This is a genomic window from Kitasatospora sp. MAA4, assembly GCF_029893355.1.
In the GTDB taxonomy this organism is placed as follows: domain Bacteria; phylum Actinomycetota; class Actinomycetes; order Streptomycetales; family Streptomycetaceae; genus Kitasatospora.
Window position 1 is genome coordinate 1 of sequence record NZ_JARZAI010000004.1, and the last position, 14,338, is coordinate 14,338.

General features: G+C 71.8%; 13 protein-coding genes. 9 read left to right on the plus strand and 4 right to left on the minus strand.

The features are described from left to right. The first annotated feature begins 256 nt into the window (after positions 1–256). From P3T37_RS06620 to P3T37_RS06640, 5 genes are all read left to right on the plus strand, one after another. Entirely contained in the window at positions 257–1,039 is a 783-nt protein-coding gene (locus P3T37_RS06620) for a DUF4232 domain-containing protein (protein WP_280722494.1), read from the plus strand. 99 nt (positions 1,040–1,138) lie between these two features. After that, positions 1,139–2,134 carry a pirin family protein gene (locus tag P3T37_RS06625; RefSeq protein ID WP_280722495.1) on the plus strand — a complete coding sequence of 332 codons (996 nt, stop codon included), beginning with the start codon at positions 1,139–1,141 and terminating at the stop codon, positions 2,132–2,134. Positions 2,135–2,312: 178 nt separating this feature from the next. Then, on the plus strand, positions 2,313–3,536 hold the full coding sequence (locus P3T37_RS06630; RefSeq protein WP_280722496.1) for a beta-ketoacyl-ACP synthase II: 1,224 nt from the start codon (positions 2,313–2,315) through the stop codon (positions 3,534–3,536). A 22-nt stretch (positions 3,537–3,558) separates the two neighbouring features. Continuing rightward, a complete protein-coding gene (locus P3T37_RS06635) occupies positions 3,559–3,906 on the plus strand; it encodes a hypothetical protein (RefSeq protein WP_280722497.1) in 348 nt (115 codons plus the stop codon). Next, positions 3,903–4,397, plus strand: a complete 495-nt coding sequence (locus tag P3T37_RS06640; protein ID WP_280722498.1) for an N-acetyltransferase — start codon at positions 3,903–3,905, stop codon at positions 4,395–4,397. Before P3T37_RS06635 ends, P3T37_RS06640 begins: the two co-directional genes overlap by 4 nt. Before the next feature lie 3 nt (positions 4,398–4,400). Here P3T37_RS06640 and dacB read toward each other — a convergent pair whose 3' ends face one another. Further along, entirely contained in the window at positions 4,401–5,945 is a 1,545-nt protein-coding gene (gene dacB / locus P3T37_RS06645; protein ID WP_280722499.1) for a D-alanyl-D-alanine carboxypeptidase/D-alanyl-D-alanine-endopeptidase, read from the minus strand. Between the two features lie 192 nt (positions 5,946–6,137). On the opposite strand from dacB, the gene P3T37_RS06650 reads away from it, so the two are divergent. Then, entirely contained in the window at positions 6,138–6,572 is a 435-nt protein-coding gene (locus P3T37_RS06650; RefSeq protein ID WP_280722500.1) for a GNAT family N-acetyltransferase, read from the plus strand. Here P3T37_RS06650 and P3T37_RS06655 read toward each other — a convergent pair. Next, a complete protein-coding gene (locus P3T37_RS06655) occupies positions 6,569–7,651 on the minus strand; it encodes a Scr1 family TA system antitoxin-like transcriptional regulator (protein ID WP_280722501.1) in 1,083 nt (360 codons plus the stop codon). The genes P3T37_RS06650 and P3T37_RS06655 overlap by 4 nt on opposite strands. A gap of 269 nt (positions 7,652–7,920) precedes the next feature. Here P3T37_RS06655 and P3T37_RS06660 point away from each other — a divergent pair, with 269 nt between their 5' ends. Next, positions 7,921–10,275 (plus strand): family 20 glycosylhydrolase, encoded by a 2,355-nt coding sequence (locus P3T37_RS06660; RefSeq protein ID WP_280722502.1) that lies wholly within the window; start codon positions 7,921–7,923, stop codon positions 10,273–10,275. On the opposite strand, the gene P3T37_RS06665 is transcribed toward P3T37_RS06660, so the two are convergent. Together P3T37_RS06665 and P3T37_RS06670 are read right to left on the minus strand one after the other, a co-directional pair. Then, the gene (locus tag P3T37_RS06665) at positions 10,272–11,336 is read right to left on the minus strand and encodes an NAD(P)-dependent oxidoreductase (protein ID WP_280722503.1); all 1,065 of its coding nucleotides are present in this window, start codon (positions 11,334–11,336) and stop codon (positions 10,272–10,274) included. The two genes, P3T37_RS06660 and P3T37_RS06665, sit on opposite strands and share 4 nt — an antisense overlap. Before the next feature lie 21 nt (positions 11,337–11,357). Then, positions 11,358–12,842 carry an MFS transporter gene (locus P3T37_RS06670; RefSeq protein ID WP_280722504.1) on the minus strand — a complete coding sequence of 495 codons (1,485 nt, stop codon included), beginning with the start codon at positions 12,840–12,842 and terminating at the stop codon, positions 11,358–11,360. A gap of 152 nt (positions 12,843–12,994) precedes the next feature. Here P3T37_RS06670 and P3T37_RS06675 point away from each other — a divergent pair, with 152 nt between their 5' ends. Both P3T37_RS06675 and P3T37_RS06680 read left to right on the plus strand, forming a co-directional pair. Further along, positions 12,995–13,783, plus strand: a complete 789-nt coding sequence (locus P3T37_RS06675; RefSeq protein ID WP_280722505.1) for a TauD/TfdA family dioxygenase — start codon at positions 12,995–12,997, stop codon at positions 13,781–13,783. 93 nt (positions 13,784–13,876) lie between these two features. Further along, positions 13,877–14,269, plus strand: coding sequence for a hypothetical protein (locus P3T37_RS06680; RefSeq protein WP_280722506.1), 393 nt, complete (start codon positions 13,877–13,879; stop codon positions 14,267–14,269). Positions 14,270–14,338 lie beyond the last annotated feature (69 nt).

Consider the following 14,338-nt stretch of genomic DNA (forward strand, 5'->3'; position numbering starts at 1 on the left):
TTGGGTTTTCTGTCCAAAATTCTCCTTCTGGGCGCGGGGGCCCCCGCCCCCCCCTTCTCGCGCGCGTGGGGGCCCCCCGGCCCCGCGCGCTCCCGGAGCGCCGGGGGCCGGGGCCCGCCGCCGCGCCCCCGCCCCGACGTGCCGTCCCTCTGTAACAGCGGTTGTTACTCCGGGGCGGCAACCGGTCGTAGCGAGCAGCCGTGTTGAGGGATACGGGGACGACACCGGCTTCCACGCACGCTTCCTGGGGGACCCCATGGCCACGACCAGCACCGACAACCGCCGCCGCATCCTCTCGCTCGCCCTGCTCGCGGCTGCCACCACCCTCGCGCTGACCGCCTGCGACGGCCCGAACGGCTCCGGCTCGACCGCCGCCGCGGGCGGGAGCGGAACGGTCTCCTCGTCCCCGTCGTCCGCCGCAACTCCGGTGGCACCCGCGGGGGCAGGGTCCCACGCTCCGCAGTCCACCGCTCCGATCAGCTCCTCGCACCGGCCGACCAGCACGCCGACCACCCTCCCCACCAGCCCCGGCAACTCCGATGCCACCAGCGACTCCTACGCCGCCAAGCACCCCTGCGCCATGGACCAGCTCAGCCTGAAGACCGTGTACGACGCCCAACTCGGCGCGACCAGACGGCTGATCGAGGTCACCGACACCGGCAGCACCGCCTGCGGCCTCGACGCCTACCCGCTGGTGGCCATCGAGAAGGCCAGCACCATCAACGTCGGCAACGGCCAGGCGGAGAACGTCCAGCCGTCCGTACCGAACGGATCCGGCGGCGCACCCGGCTACCCCCTCCACGCCGGCCGCACCGCCTACGCCGTGGTCGACCTCGACCCGAGCCACAGCACGACCGGCGCGAGCCGCGACTACGACGAACTGGCGGTGATCGCCAGCAGCGACCTGCCGAACGCCGACGAGCTCGACACGAAGCTCACCGAGGAGGGCGGCAGCGCGGGCAACCCGTACGTCAAGTCGCCGCTCCTGGGCCTCTACCGGGACACCATCGCCGCCGCCGCCACCTCCGCCACTGGCTGACCCGCGCTACTACTGAACGCTCGGGAATGTTCAATCTTCAACGGATGTTCTCTCGTACCATGACAACAGGTCCGGGAACGGCTTCCGAAGGAGAGTCCGATGCCCGCAGTCACCGTCCAGAACACGCTTGCCCTCCCCCGCATCCCCCGCCCCGACAGTGCCGCACTGGTCCAGCGACCGGTGCGGTCGGTGACCACCGCGCCCAGTGGGTTCGAGGGTGAGGGGTTTCCCGTCCGGCGAGCCTTCGCCGGCGTCAGTACCCGCGATCTCGACCCCTTCGTCCACCTGGACCAGATGGGCGAGGTCGAGTACGCGCCCGGGGAGGCCAAAGGCACCCCCTGGCATCCGCACCGCGGCTTCGAGACCGTCACCTACATGATCGACGGGATCTTCGAGCACGCCGACTCCAACGGCGGCGGCGGTGTCATCACCAACGGCGACACCCAGTGGATGACGGCCGGCAGCGGCATCCTGCACATCGAGGCGCCGCCCGAGCACCTGGTCGCCTCCGGCGGGCTGTTCCACGGCATCCAGCTGTGGGTGAACCTGCCCAGCGCCAACAAGTGGAACCCGCCGCGCTACCAGAGCATCGAGGGCCGCGAGGCGGTCCTGCTCGCCTCCGACGACGGCGGTGCGCTGGTCCGCCTGATCGCCGGGGAGGTGGCCGGGCACGACGGCCCCGGCTCCACCTTCACGCCGATCACGATGATCCACGCGACCGTCACCGCGGGCGCGCAGCTGGTGCTGCCCTGGCGGCCGGACTTCAACGCGCTGGTGTACGTGCTCGCCGGGCAGGGCACGGCCGGGGCCGAGGCCCGTCCCATCCACTCCGGGCAGCTGGTCCTGTACGGCCCCGGCGACCTGCTGACCCTGGCCGCCGCTCAGCACCAGGACAGCCGTATGCCGGACCTGGAGGTGCTGGTGCTCGGCGGTCGGCCGATCGGCGAACCGGTCGCGCACTACGGCCCGTTCGTGATGAACACCGAGGCCGAACTGCGCCAGGCGATCGAGGACTACCAGGCCGGTCGGCTGGGCACGATTCCCGCCACCCACCTGCCGCACACCGCCCCCGGTGACACCCCCGCGCAGGGCTGACGCGCACACCGGAGTTGTGGAGACCCCACAACTCCGGGCCCGTGCAATCGAGTGCTCCCAGCATCTGACGGCGGGTTACTCCCCTGGCAGAGTCGCTGACAGCCGGACAACGCCTCCCCGCGACCCGCGGACGGAGGCGTGTCCTTGTGGCTCTCTACGACAATGGGGGAATCTCGACATGACGGACGGCAGCGTGCACGTGGTGGTCACCGGCCTGGGCGCGACCACGCCGCTCGGGGGCGACGTCCCCTCGACCTGGGCCGGCCTGCTGGCCGGCGAATCGGGGATCAGCGCGATCGAGGAGGAGTGGGCGGCCGGCCTTCCGACCCGCATCGCGGCACGGCTGCGGGTCGAGCCGACGGAGGTGCTCGACCGGGTGCAGGCCCGCCGCCTGGACCGCTGCGAGCAGATCGCGCTGATCGCCGCCCGGGAGGCGTGGGCGGACGCCGGACGCCCGGAGGTGGAGCCCGAGCGGCTGGCCGTGGTGATCGGGACGGGCACCGGCGGCGCGCTGAGCATGCTGGGCCAGGACGACATCCTGGAGGCCTCGGGCGTGCGGAAGGTCTCCCCGCACACCGTGCCGATGCTGATGGCGAACGGCCCCGCCGCCTGGGTCAGCATCGAACTCGGCGCCCGCGGCGGGGCGCACACCCCGGTCAGCGCCTGCGCCTCCGGCGCCGAGGCGATCGCGATGGGCCTGGACCTGATCCGGCTCGGCCGGGCCGACGTGGTCGTCGCGGGCGGCACCGAGGCCTGCATCCACCCGCTGCCGATGGCCGGATTCGCCCAGGCCAAGGCCCACTCCACCCGCAACGATGCGCCGCAGCAGGCCTCCAGGCCGTTCGACGTGGACCGGGACGGCTTCGTGATCGGCGAGGGCGCCGCCCTGGTGGTACTGGAACGCGCCGACTTCGCCGCCGCCCGGGCCGCCCGGGTGCACGCGACGCTGGCCGGCGCGGGCGTCACCTCCGACGCCCACCACATCACCGCCGCCCACCCCGACGGCCAACTGCGCGCCATCCGGCTGGCGTTGGCCACGGCCGGCGTGCAGCCGCTCGACGTCGGGCACGTGCACGCCCACGCGACCTCCACGCCGCTGGGCGACCTCACCGAGGCGCAGACGATCGCCGAGGCCATCGGCGTCCACCCGGCCGTCACGGCGACGAAGTCGATGACCGGGCACCTCTTCGGCGCGGCGGGCGCGCTCGGCGCCATCGCCGCCGTACTCGCCCTGCGCGAGCAGATCGTCCCCGCCACCAGCAACGTCGACCAGCTCGACCCGCGCGTGAAGCTGGACGTCGTCACCGGCCACCCGCGCCGCACCGCGCTCGACGCGGCCCTGACCAACGCCTTCGGCTTCGGCGGACACAACGCCTCCCTGCTGTTCACCAGGACCCACTGACCGCCGGCGGCGGGGAGTGAGCGTGCCGACCATGGCCGACTCGTGGCGCGCCGTCCCGTTCGGTGGGGTCTGTGACGGCGGGTTGGAGATGACGGTCCTCGTCAACACCGAACGCGTCGATGAGGGCCCCGGTCCGTTGATCCGTTCGGGCGACGAGGTGGGCGTGCGGTACCGCCTGACCAACCACGGCAGGACTGATCTGGACGATATCCACGTGGACGACCCGAGTCTGCCGGGCGGGTCGATCGACTGTGCGGCCCATGTCCTGCCGGCTCGGCGATCCGTGGAGTGCACGGCTCAGTTCGGGTCAGGGGCAAGCGGTTTAACCGGGTGCGGGGTGGTGGGTGATCAGCTAGCCTCCGGCCCATGACCTGGCTACCTGCTGATTTCGTCCATCCCGGCCGCGTGGCACTGCCCGGCGGCCACCACCTGCGCCCGATCACGGGCGCCGACACCGAGCTCGACTACCCGGCCGTCATGGGTTCGCGGGAGCGTCTGTGGTCCATCTACGGCGAGGCGTGGGGCTGGCCGCCGGCGACGATGACGGTTGAGCAGGACCGGGACGATCTGGTGCGGCACGAGGTCGAGATCGCGGCCCACAAGTCCTTCAACTACGCACTGTTCGACGACGCCGGCACGGCCCTGCTCGGCTGCGTCTACATCGACCCGCCGGAGAAGGCCGGCGCCGACGCCGAGATCTCCTGGTGGGTGGTGGACGACCAGGTCGGCACCGACCTCCAGCACGCGCTGGACGCCCTCGTCCCGCAGTGGATCGCCGAGGCCTGGCCCTTCGAACGCCCGCGGTACGTCGGACGCGACCTCTCCTGGCAGGACTGGCAGGCCCTCCCGGATATCGCCTGACCCTCACCCGAGGGCGGCTTCCCAGTCGTGGGTGGAGCGGTGAACTCCGGTGGTCGGGGAGGCTGTTGGATCAACCGCACGGTCGGAGGCGAGCCGGAGTACGAAGGCGTCGATGACCGGGCGCGGGCTCGGGCCGACGAAGTTGTTGAACAGGATGCTGAAGGCGAGCGTGTGCCCGTCCGCCCGGTCCAGGTAGCCGGCCAGCGCGTCCACGCCCGTCATCGACCCGGTCTTCGCGTGCACCCGGCCCTCGGCCGCGGTGCCGCGCAGGCGGTCGGTCATCGTGCCGCCGACCATTCGGCGCGGGTCGCCGGCCACCGGCAGCGCGTCGTACCAGGCGGGGAACCAGGCCTGCCCTCGGGCGAAGCGCAGTAGCGCGTCGAGGCGCGAGGTGGTCATCAGGTCCTGCCGCGACAGACCCGAACCGTCGACCTGCCGGGCGGGCGTGGTCTCCAGTCCGCTGCGCTGGAGGAAGTCCCGGACCTTGTCGAGCCCGGCGGCCCAGCTACCGGACCCCGACCGCACCCGGCCGATCTCCTTGACCAGGTGCTCGGCGATGCCGTTGTTGCTGAGCTTGAGGAACGGCACCAGGAGGGCGGAGAGCGGCGCCGAGTCGTGGGCAGCCACCGCGACGGCGTCGGCAGGGGCCTGCCCCTCGCGCACCCCGCCCCGCACCGCGACGCCGTGCCGGGCCAGCGCCGCCGCGAAGACCGTGGCCGCGAGCCGGGCCGGGTCGTCGACGGCCACCCACTCGGTCGCTGTGCTGCCCGCTGGGAGGCTGCCGGAGAGCACGATCTCGTTGGCGCCCGGCCGCCGGTCCGCCTGGACGGTGTTGTCGCCGCCCGCAGCGCTCGTGTCCACCCGCCCGCTGACCCGCACCGGCGCGTCGGGCGGGATCACCTGCACCGCCGCCGGCCGTCCCGGCGACGCGTCGGGGGTCAGCACGAGCCGGACGCTGTCCACGTCGTCGTCGCTGTCGGTGGTGAGGGTGAGCGCCGAGATCTGCGGGCTGTAGTAGGCGGCCTGGTCGTCCCAGGCCCAACTCGCGCCCAGCGGAACGTCGTCGTAGCGCGAGGCGTCGGCCAGGACGCTGCCGGACACCTCGGTGATCCCGGACGCGGCAACGCGACCGGCCAGTGCCTCCAGGTCGGCAGGCAGCAGGCTGGGGTCCCCGCCGCCGCGTAGCACGAGGTCACCGCCGAGGGTGCCGCCGGTGCGGGGACCGGCGGTCAGCACCTCGGTGGTGAAGTGGTGGTCCTGGCCGAGCAGGTCGAGCGCGGCCGCCGCCGTGACGGTCTTCAGCGTGGAGGCCGGGAGCAGCAGCGCCGCAGGCGCGTGCTGGTAGAGCACCTCGCCGGTGGCGGCGTCCGTGACCAAGGCGGAGACTGCGGCGCCCGTCAGCCTGGGGTCGGCGAGCAGCCGGTCCAGGTCGGCGGAGAGCCCCGATCCCGACGGGCTGCGCGGCGCCGCGCCGGACCCCGTCAGGAGCAGTGCGACGAGGACGGCGGCGAGCGGCACGGCCACCCGCCGAACCGGGATGCTGCGCACGGGGTGCCTCCAGGGGCGGTGATCCGACTGGCTGTCGATCACCACCCTCGCGCCGAGCCGACGTTCTGCGCGCAATGGCTGCGGCCACCCGCCGAGAATTCCCCCGCACAGCGGATCCCCTGGCAGGAAATGCCCGGTCGCTGGCGGTCATCGCCCTGTCGGCGGAGGGGCCGCGCGGATGACCATGGACGCATGCTGATCCGCCGCGCCACCCCCGCCGACCTGCCCGCACTGGCCGCCCTCTGCGCCGACCACGCCCGCTACGAACGCTCGGAACCCGTCGCGCCGGACCTCGCCGACCGGCTGTACCCCGCGCTGTTCGGCGCGGCCCCGCGGCTCGCCGCCCTGGTACTGGCCGCGCCGGACGGCGAGTTGGCCGGATACGCCACCTGGAGCCGGGAGTTCTCCACCTGGGCCGGCTCCGAATACGTCCACCTGGACTGCCTCTATGTCTCAGAGGAGCACCGCAGTGGCGGTCACGGCCGACGGCTGATCGAGGCCGTGATCGCCGAGGCGGACGGCCTCCCCGTGCAGTGGCAGACGCCTGAGTGGAACACCCGTGCGCAGCACTTCTACGACCGCCTCGGCGCCCACGGCACCGCCAAGATCCGGTACAGCTACCGCTAGATGACGTACCGCTCCCCGTCGGCGAACTCGCCCGCGACGACGGCCGCACGGAAGGCGGCGAAGGCATCGGCGGGGAAGAGGAGGTTGGGGCCGTTGGGATCCTTGCTGTCGCGGATCGGGACCTGATTGGTGGCGAGCAGGTCGGCGGAGATTTCGATGCAGGCGCCGTTACCATCCGCCGAATAGCTGGCCTTGAACCAGGAGAGAGACGCAGGAGCGACGGATTGCTGTGCTGTCTTCGTGTTCATCAGCTCTCCGATGATGCTGCGAATGAGGAGGCGGGACTGCGGAACTGACAGGGCCTGAGCCCTCACCCGATCATAATCTTTCCAGTGCTGCGCAAGCTCTGCGAGGTCCTCGGTGACGTACCCCCGGTCCAGGCTCTCCGTGTAGAACGACCTGGAGCGGTTAGGCATCTCCAGGAACGTCATCAAGCTGGCTGGCGCGCTCATACCCACGTCTCTCGGCAGAATCTGCACGGTGACGTTGGGGAGGGTCGAGACCTTGAGCACATGACGAAGCTGACGTGCCATCAGACTTGGATCGCCCACCACACGGCGGAGCACACCCTCGTCCATGACGACCGTGAGGACCAGAGCGTCCGGGCCGTACAGCCGTTCCTGACGGCTCATCCGCGCCACGGTCAGTTCTGCCACTCGCTCCGGCGAATGCCCTCGGTTCGCGAACAGAGCCCGGGCATACTCCTCGCTCTGGAGCAGGCCGGACATGTAGAACGGATGCCACTCGTGCATCACCGCCGCCCTGCCCTCGATCTCGGCGTATCCCCGGAACCAGCGCAGGTGGTAGTCGCTCAGGGCGCTCTGTAGATACTCCAGCTGACGACCGAGCGCACCCCCCGTGTCGAGCTCGACGTCCAGCTGCGCGGTGAACTTCGGAGTCGGGGTCCGCGACCCGCCCTCCAAGCGGCTGATGTACGACGCGTCGCAGTGCACCCTGCGAGCGAGCGCGGGCTGCGAGATCCCCCGGACGGTGTGCCGCCAGTAGTACAACTCCGTACCCCACACCTCCTGCGGGGTACGGAGCGTGCCGTCGGGCTGCAGGTGCTTCCGAACTGCCATGGCGAACTCCTCGCACGAGCCGAAGCTGCGGCGATTCGTGATCGCCAGGCAGCAGCCTGGCAGCTGACGGAGAGTCAGGACAAGTGGATCTCTGAATTATCGCTGAAAAGAAGACTTCTGAAAGCCGTTCATGCTATGCGGTCCGCACTCTTGTCATGGCCGCTCCCGTGTTCGATACTGCCCATTACCCCGCCAGATCGGTCTAGACCACGCACGGGCACGCACAGTCTGCACATTCAGGCACAGCTCCCTCCGAAACCGGGTAGGCCATGCGAATCCTCAGACTCCTGCTCGCCGCGGCGCTGGCCGTCGCGGCCCCTGCGGTCACCGTCGTGACCGCCGCCGCCCCCGCCAAAGCCGCAACCGCCGCCTCCACCGCTGCCCCGACCACCGTCCCCGCCCTGCGCAACTGGACGGCCGGAACCGGCTCGTTCACGTTCAGCGCCGGCAGCCGGGTCGTCGTCGACCCCGCCTACGCCGCCCAGATCACCGGTGACGCGCAGACCTTCGCCGCCGACCTGACCGCGCTGGAGGGCCGCACGGTCGCGGTCGTCCAGGGCGCCGCGGCGGCTGGGGACATCGCGCTCACGCTCGGCGCGAGCACGCTGCCCACCGAGGGCTACAAGATGACGGTCGGGTCGAGCATCTCGATCCAGGGCGCGTCCTCGACCGGCGAGTTCTGGGGCACCCGCACCGTGCTCCAACTCCTGCACCAGAGCCCGACCATCGCCGCCGGGACCGCGACCGACTCGCCGACCAAGCCCGAGCGCGGGCTGATGATCGACACCGGGCGCAACTTCTTCCCCGTCGACTGGATCGAGAACCAGATCCGCGACATGTCCTACCTGAAGATGAACTACTTCCACCTGCACCTGTCCGACACCTTCGGCTTCCGGCTGGCCAGCACCACCCACCCCGAGATCACGTCCGCGCAGCACTACAGCAAGGCCGACATCGCGAACATCATCGCGCTGGGCAACGCGTACCACGTCCAGATCATCCCGGAGATCGACATGCCCGGGCACATGGACGCCATCCTCAGCGGTGAGCTGGCGATCGGCCACGACTACCGGCTCAGGGACTCCGCCGGGAACGTCAGCAGCAGCTACATCGACCTGTCGATACCGGGTGCCCGCTCCCTGATGAGCGACCTGATCAACGAGTACCTACCGCTGTTCACCTCGTCCCCGTACTGGCACCTGGGCGCCGACGAGTACGTCACCGACTACACGTCCTACCCGCAGCTGCTGGCCTACGCGCGCGCCAACTACGGTGCGAACGCGACCGCCAAGGACATCTACTACGGGTTCGTCAACTGGGCCGACGGCATCGTGCGCGCGGGCGGCAAGACGATGCGGATGTGGAACGACGGGATCGCCGCGGGCGACGGCACCATCGCCCCGAACGCCGACATCATCGTCGAGTACTGGTACAACTACGGCCTGACGCCCCAGCAGCTGATCGATGCCGGACACACCGTCGCCAACGAGTCCTGGACCCCCACCTACTACGTCTACGGCGGCGCCAAGCCCGACACCACGTGGATGTACGAGTCGTGGAACACGGACCTGTTCCAGAACTCGGCCACCATCAACGACCCCTCCAGGAACCTCGGTTCACTCATCCACGTCTGGTGCGACACACCGACGGCCGAGACCGTCGACCAGACCGCGGCCGCCCTCAAGTACCCGCTGCGGGACCTGGCGCAGATGACGTGGGGCTCCGCCAAGCCGGTGTCGACGTACGCCGCGTTCGTCCCGATCATGGACGCGATCGGGCGCAACCCGCTCTGGCCGGCCGCGACCATCGCCGGCGACCTCGCCCAGGGCAGGCCCACCACCGCCTCCAGCATCGAGACGCCGAACTTCCCCGCGGTGAACGCCACCGACGGCGACCTGGGCACCCGCTGGTCCAGCAGCTACGTCGACCCCACCTGGCTCCAGGTCGACCTCGGCTCGGTCCAGACCGTCAACCGCGCGGTGCTGGCCTGGGAGGCCGCCTACGGGAAGAACTACCAGATACAGATGTCCAACGACGGCACGACCTGGACGACCGTGTACACCAGGACGAACGGGACCGGGGGCACCGAGACGCTGACCGGCTTCACCGGCTCGGGCCGCTACATCCGCATGAACGGCATTGCACGCGGCACGAGTTGGGGCTACTCGCTCTACGAGTTCGAGGTCTTCCACGACACGTCGGCGACCCTCGGCGGCACGCACACCCTCACCACCTCCGGCCAGGCCCTGGACGACCCGGCCAGCGCGACCGCGCCCGGCACCCAGCTCATCACCTGGCTGCTGCACGGCGGCGCGAACCAGCAGTGGACGTTCACCCAGCAGGCCGACGGCTCCTACCAGTTGGTCAACGGCGTGTCCGGACTCTGCGCCGACGTCAGCGGCGGCTCCACCGCCGCCGGCGCGGCGGTCGTGCAGTCGACGTGCACCGGCTCCGCCGACCAGCACTGGACCGTCACCCCGGCCGGCGGCGGTTACACCCTCGCCAACGTCCAGAGTGGCCTGCTGCTGACGACGGCGTCCACCGCGAACCTGGCGGCGGTCACCCAGCAGGCCGACACCGGCTCTGCGCTTCAGCGGTGGACCGTCAACCAGCCCACCGCTTAGCCCACCGCTGATGCCACCGGCACCCCGCTCGGGCGGTCGGCCAGCAGGGCCGCGATGTGGTCCGCGCAGCGGACGGCCGCCGTCGCCATGGCGCTCCTGGTCATCCCGGCGACATGCGGGGTGAGCAGGGCGTTCGGCAGGCCGAAGAGCGGCGAGGCGAAGGCGGCGTGCTCGTGCTCGAAGGTGTCGACGGCGGCTGCGGCGAGCGGGTGGGCGGGGTCGCTGAGCGCGTCCGCCAGTGCCTGCTCGTCGACGATGCCGCCGCGCGCGGTGTTCAGCAGGATCGACCCCGGGCGCATCAGCGCCAGCTCCGCCCGTCCGATCAGCCGCCGGGTCTGCGCGGTGAGCGGCAGGTGCAGGGAGACCACGTCGCTGCTCGCGAGCAGGTCCGCGAGGGAGTGGGCCGGCGGCACCTGGGCGTCGGCCGGGCGCCGCGCGAGGCCCTGGACGTCCATGCCCAGGGCGATCGCCCGCCGGGCCAGCGCCAGGCCGATCCGGCCCAGCCCGACAATGCCCAGGGTCAGCTCGGAGAGCTCCCTCGCCGGTGCGGTCGGCATGCGCCAACTGCCGAGGTGTGCAGCCTCGTTGTGCGACGGAAGATCCCGGGTCAGCGCGAGCAGCTGGGCCAGGGCGAACTCCGCGACGGCGTTGGCGTTGGAGCCCGGGGTGTGGGTGACGACGACTGCGCAGCGGGCGGCGGCCGCCAGGTCGACGTGGTCGGTGCCCGCCCCGGCCCGGCCGACCACGCGCAGCCGGTGGGTCAGCGCGGCGTCGCTCGCCGCCGCGAGGAAGGCGGCGCGCAGCGGCACGCCGGCCCGGGACTTGACCGCGTGATAGCCGCGCCCGTCCCGGAGCACCTCGGCGAGCAGGGCGTGCTCGTCGAAGGCGTCGAAGTCGGTGAAGTCCACCCGGTCCGCCCACGCGGCGCGCGCCCCGGCCCGGTCGGCCACCCGCCGGAGGTTCAGCGTGACGGCCAGCCCGTGGCCGAGCAGCCGTTCCAGCTCCCTGCCGAGCAACTCCCCCGGAGCCGCGTCCAGCAACAGGACTCGGGACCTCTCCATCTGACACCCCCCGCACGGACTTTACTGCGAGGCGCGGTCGTCCGTACGAACGGGGGTCGGCGCGGGCGCCTGGGGTTCGCGGGGGCCGCCGAAGACGTCCAGCAGGGTGGTGAGCAGAGCGAGAAGGATGAATCCGACCGCCACCGCCAGCGCCCATTCGAAGGCCTCGGCCCAGTCGCCGGCGTCCGAGGCGATCCGCGAGAAGAAGACCGAGCCGACGGCGGCGATGCCCACCGCCGACCCGATCCGCTGGGCGGTCTGGAGCACCCCGCCCGCGCTGCCCGCCCGGCTGACCGGGACCTCGCTGAGGGTGAGCGTCTGGTTCGGCGAGATCACCAGGCCGCTGCCGATCCCGGCCACCAGCAGCGGTCCCAGCGTGGTCCAGCCGACCGACGGGCCCGACCACAGGTGAACAGCCAGTGCTGCGGCTGCCAGGCCGAGCACGACCAGCAGCAGGCCCACCGCCACCAGCGGCCGGCCGAAGCGGGTCACCACCCGGCCGCCGATCGCCGCCGCGACTCCGGAGCCGAGAGCGAACGGGGTGATCGCCAGGCCGGCCGAGAGCGCGCTGTAGTGCAGGCCGTTCTGCAGGTAGAGCGTGAAGATGAAGAAGATCGCGGTGAATCCGGCGAAGTAGACCAGCGAGAGCAGCGTGCCCAGCGAGAACGAACGGGCCTCGAAGAGCCGCATGTTGACCAGCGGCTCGCCGCGCCGGGCGTAGCGCAGCTCCCAGAGCACGAAGGCCGCCAGCAGGACGGCGGAGGCCGGGACCAGCAGCCACTTGGCGGCGCCCGGCCACTGCTGCTCCTGGACGAAGGGGAGCAGCAGCAGGACGGTGCCAAGGCCGAGCAGCAGCACGCCGAGCGGGTCGAAGTCGCCGCGCCGGCGCTCCGCCGACTCGCGCGCGGGTGGCGGTGGCAGCAGGCGGAAGGCCAGTGGGAGGGCGAGCAGGCCGATCGGCAGGTTGACGTAGAAGACCCAGCGCCAGCCCTGCTCGGCGCCGAACGCCTCGATCAGCAGCCCGCCCAGCAACGGGCCGACCGCCGTGGACAGCCCGATGGTGGCGCCCAGCAGGCCGAAGGCCTTGCCGCGCTCGGCGCCGCGGAACAGCTGCTGGATGAAGCCGGAGACCTGCGGCACCAGCAGCCCGCCCGCCATCCCCTGGAGCAGCCGGGCGCCCACCAGCCAGGCCTCGTTCTGCGCGGCGCCGGCCAGCGCGCTGGTGGCCGTGAACAGGGCGAGACCGGTCATGAAGACGCTGCGCCGACTGCGCGCGTCGCCGAGCCGCCCGGCGGGGACCAGGGCCAGCCCGAAGGTCAGCGCGTAGCCGGAGAGGATCCACTGCAGGCCGCTCTCCGACATCCGCAACCCGCTGCGGATCGAGGGCAGCGCGACGTTGACGATGCTCACGTCCAGCAGGGTCATGAACCCGGCGACCAGGCAGACCGCGAGCGCCTGCCAGCGGTGGTCCCGCCCGATCGGCGGCGGTTCGGTGGGGATCGGCATGCCCTGATCGTGGCACCGGCCCGGGGCACGCAGCCGCAGGCACGGCCGAGTGTTCCTCCGATGGTGCTCCGTGCGCCCCCGCGCCGCGCCCTACCGTGCGGAGATTCACGCGTGTCATAGCTGGTACTCGAGCCGGGGAGAGGAGAGGTCGGATGGTGGAGCAGACCGCTGTCGGGGGAGCCACGGCGTGGGACCGTGATGGGCTGAAGCAGGAGGACTGGGTACTCGGTCCCACGGCGGTGGACCTGGTCGCCCGGGTCGACCGGTGTCTGCGAAGCGGCCCGGGGGTGGCGGTGGTGCGGGGCGTGGAGCTGGACGGTCTGGACGACGAGGAGTGCGCCGAGCTGTGCCGGCGGTTGGTGGCGCGGGTGGGCCGGGTCCGGCCGCACGACTGCGGCGCCCGCAGGGACCATCTGGTGGACGCGGGCGCGGCAGGCTCCTCGGAGCTGGGCCCGCACACGGACCGGGCGGGGTTCCCCGGACCACCGCGCCTGCTCGCCCTGCTGTGCATCCGACCGGCGCTGCATGGCGGTGAGTCGCTGCTGGTCAGCGGCCACGCCGTGCACGACCAGCTGCTGGCCGGGCGGCCGGCCGTCCTCCAGCACCTCTACCAGGACTTCAACTTCGGCCGCGGACCGGGCTTCGAGCGGATCTACCCCGTCTTCCGCAGGACGGCCGGCAGCATGCGGGTGCAGTACAACAGGTACTGGATCGGGCGCGGCCGGCACGAGTCGGGCGTGCCCTTCTCGGCCGGACGGACGGCCGCGCTGGACGCCTTCGACGAGGTTCTGGCCGACCCGCGCATGGTCGTGCGGCTACAACTGCGTCGCGGCGACCTGCTGCTGCTGGACAACACGGTGGTCCTGCACGGCAGGACCGCGTTCACCGATCCGCAGCTCCCGCGCCCCCAGCGCTGCCTGGCACGGGTGTGGGCCGACTGAGTCTCCCGAGGGCACGGGCCGCGAGCGGGCGCACGGCTGCGACGTGGGAAGATCGGCTTCTCCGCACCGCCCGTACGTCACCCAGGAGCAGCTGTGACCAAGCAGCCCGGCCTACCGCAGCGCATCGCCGACGCCATCCGTCCGGCCATGCTCGACGGCCTCCAGGACGCCACCCTGCACGGCGCCGCGGGCCGGCAGCGGATCAACGAGTGGGCGGACTGGATCGCCGGGACGGTGGCATTCCAGGTGGCCGGGCCGATCGCGGCGGAGCGGGACGCCTTCGCGGACCGGGTGGACACCCTCTCGGACGTCGCCAAGCGCCACAAGGACGCCTACCGCGACGCGGCCGCGCAGGCCCAGCGGCTGGAGGCCCGGGTCGCCGAGCTGGAGCGGGAGCTGGCCGGGCTGCGAGCGGGAAGCGCGGACGATACGGGAGACGCGCAAGACGCGCACGCGGGCGCGGCGTCCGAGCAGCCGCACGGCTGAGGCGGGCCGAGCCGAGGTGTAACAACGCCGCGGCCGGGCAAGCGAAAGGATGCGGTGTCGGCCGTCATG

What these genes read in the sequence shown, in the direction of transcription:
- P3T37_RS06665 (WP_280722503.1), bottom strand. Translation starts at nt 11,336, where the DNA reads ATGGAGAGGTCCCGAGTCCTGTTGCTGGACGCGGCTCCGGGGGAGTTG.
- P3T37_RS06675 (WP_280722505.1), top strand. Translation starts at nt 12,995, where the DNA reads ATGGTGGAGCAGACCGCTGTCGGGGGAGCCACGGCGTGGGACCGTGAT.
- P3T37_RS06670 (WP_280722504.1), bottom strand. Translation starts at nt 12,842, where the DNA reads ATGCCGATCCCCACCGAACCGCCGCCGATCGGGCGGGACCACCGCTGG.
- P3T37_RS06655 (WP_280722501.1), bottom strand. Translation starts at nt 7,651, where the DNA reads ATGGCAGTTCGGAAGCACCTGCAGCCCGACGGCACGCTCCGTACCCCG.
- P3T37_RS06660 (WP_280722502.1), top strand. Translation starts at nt 7,921, where the DNA reads ATGCGAATCCTCAGACTCCTGCTCGCCGCGGCGCTGGCCGTCGCGGCC.
- P3T37_RS06650 (WP_280722500.1), top strand. Translation starts at nt 6,138, where the DNA reads ATGCTGATCCGCCGCGCCACCCCCGCCGACCTGCCCGCACTGGCCGCC.
- P3T37_RS06640 (WP_280722498.1), top strand. Translation starts at nt 3,903, where the DNA reads ATGACCTGGCTACCTGCTGATTTCGTCCATCCCGGCCGCGTGGCACTG.
- P3T37_RS06620 (WP_280722494.1), top strand. Translation starts at nt 257, where the DNA reads ATGGCCACGACCAGCACCGACAACCGCCGCCGCATCCTCTCGCTCGCC.
- P3T37_RS06625 (WP_280722495.1), top strand. Translation starts at nt 1,139, where the DNA reads ATGCCCGCAGTCACCGTCCAGAACACGCTTGCCCTCCCCCGCATCCCC.
- P3T37_RS06630 (WP_280722496.1), top strand. Translation starts at nt 2,313, where the DNA reads ATGACGGACGGCAGCGTGCACGTGGTGGTCACCGGCCTGGGCGCGACC.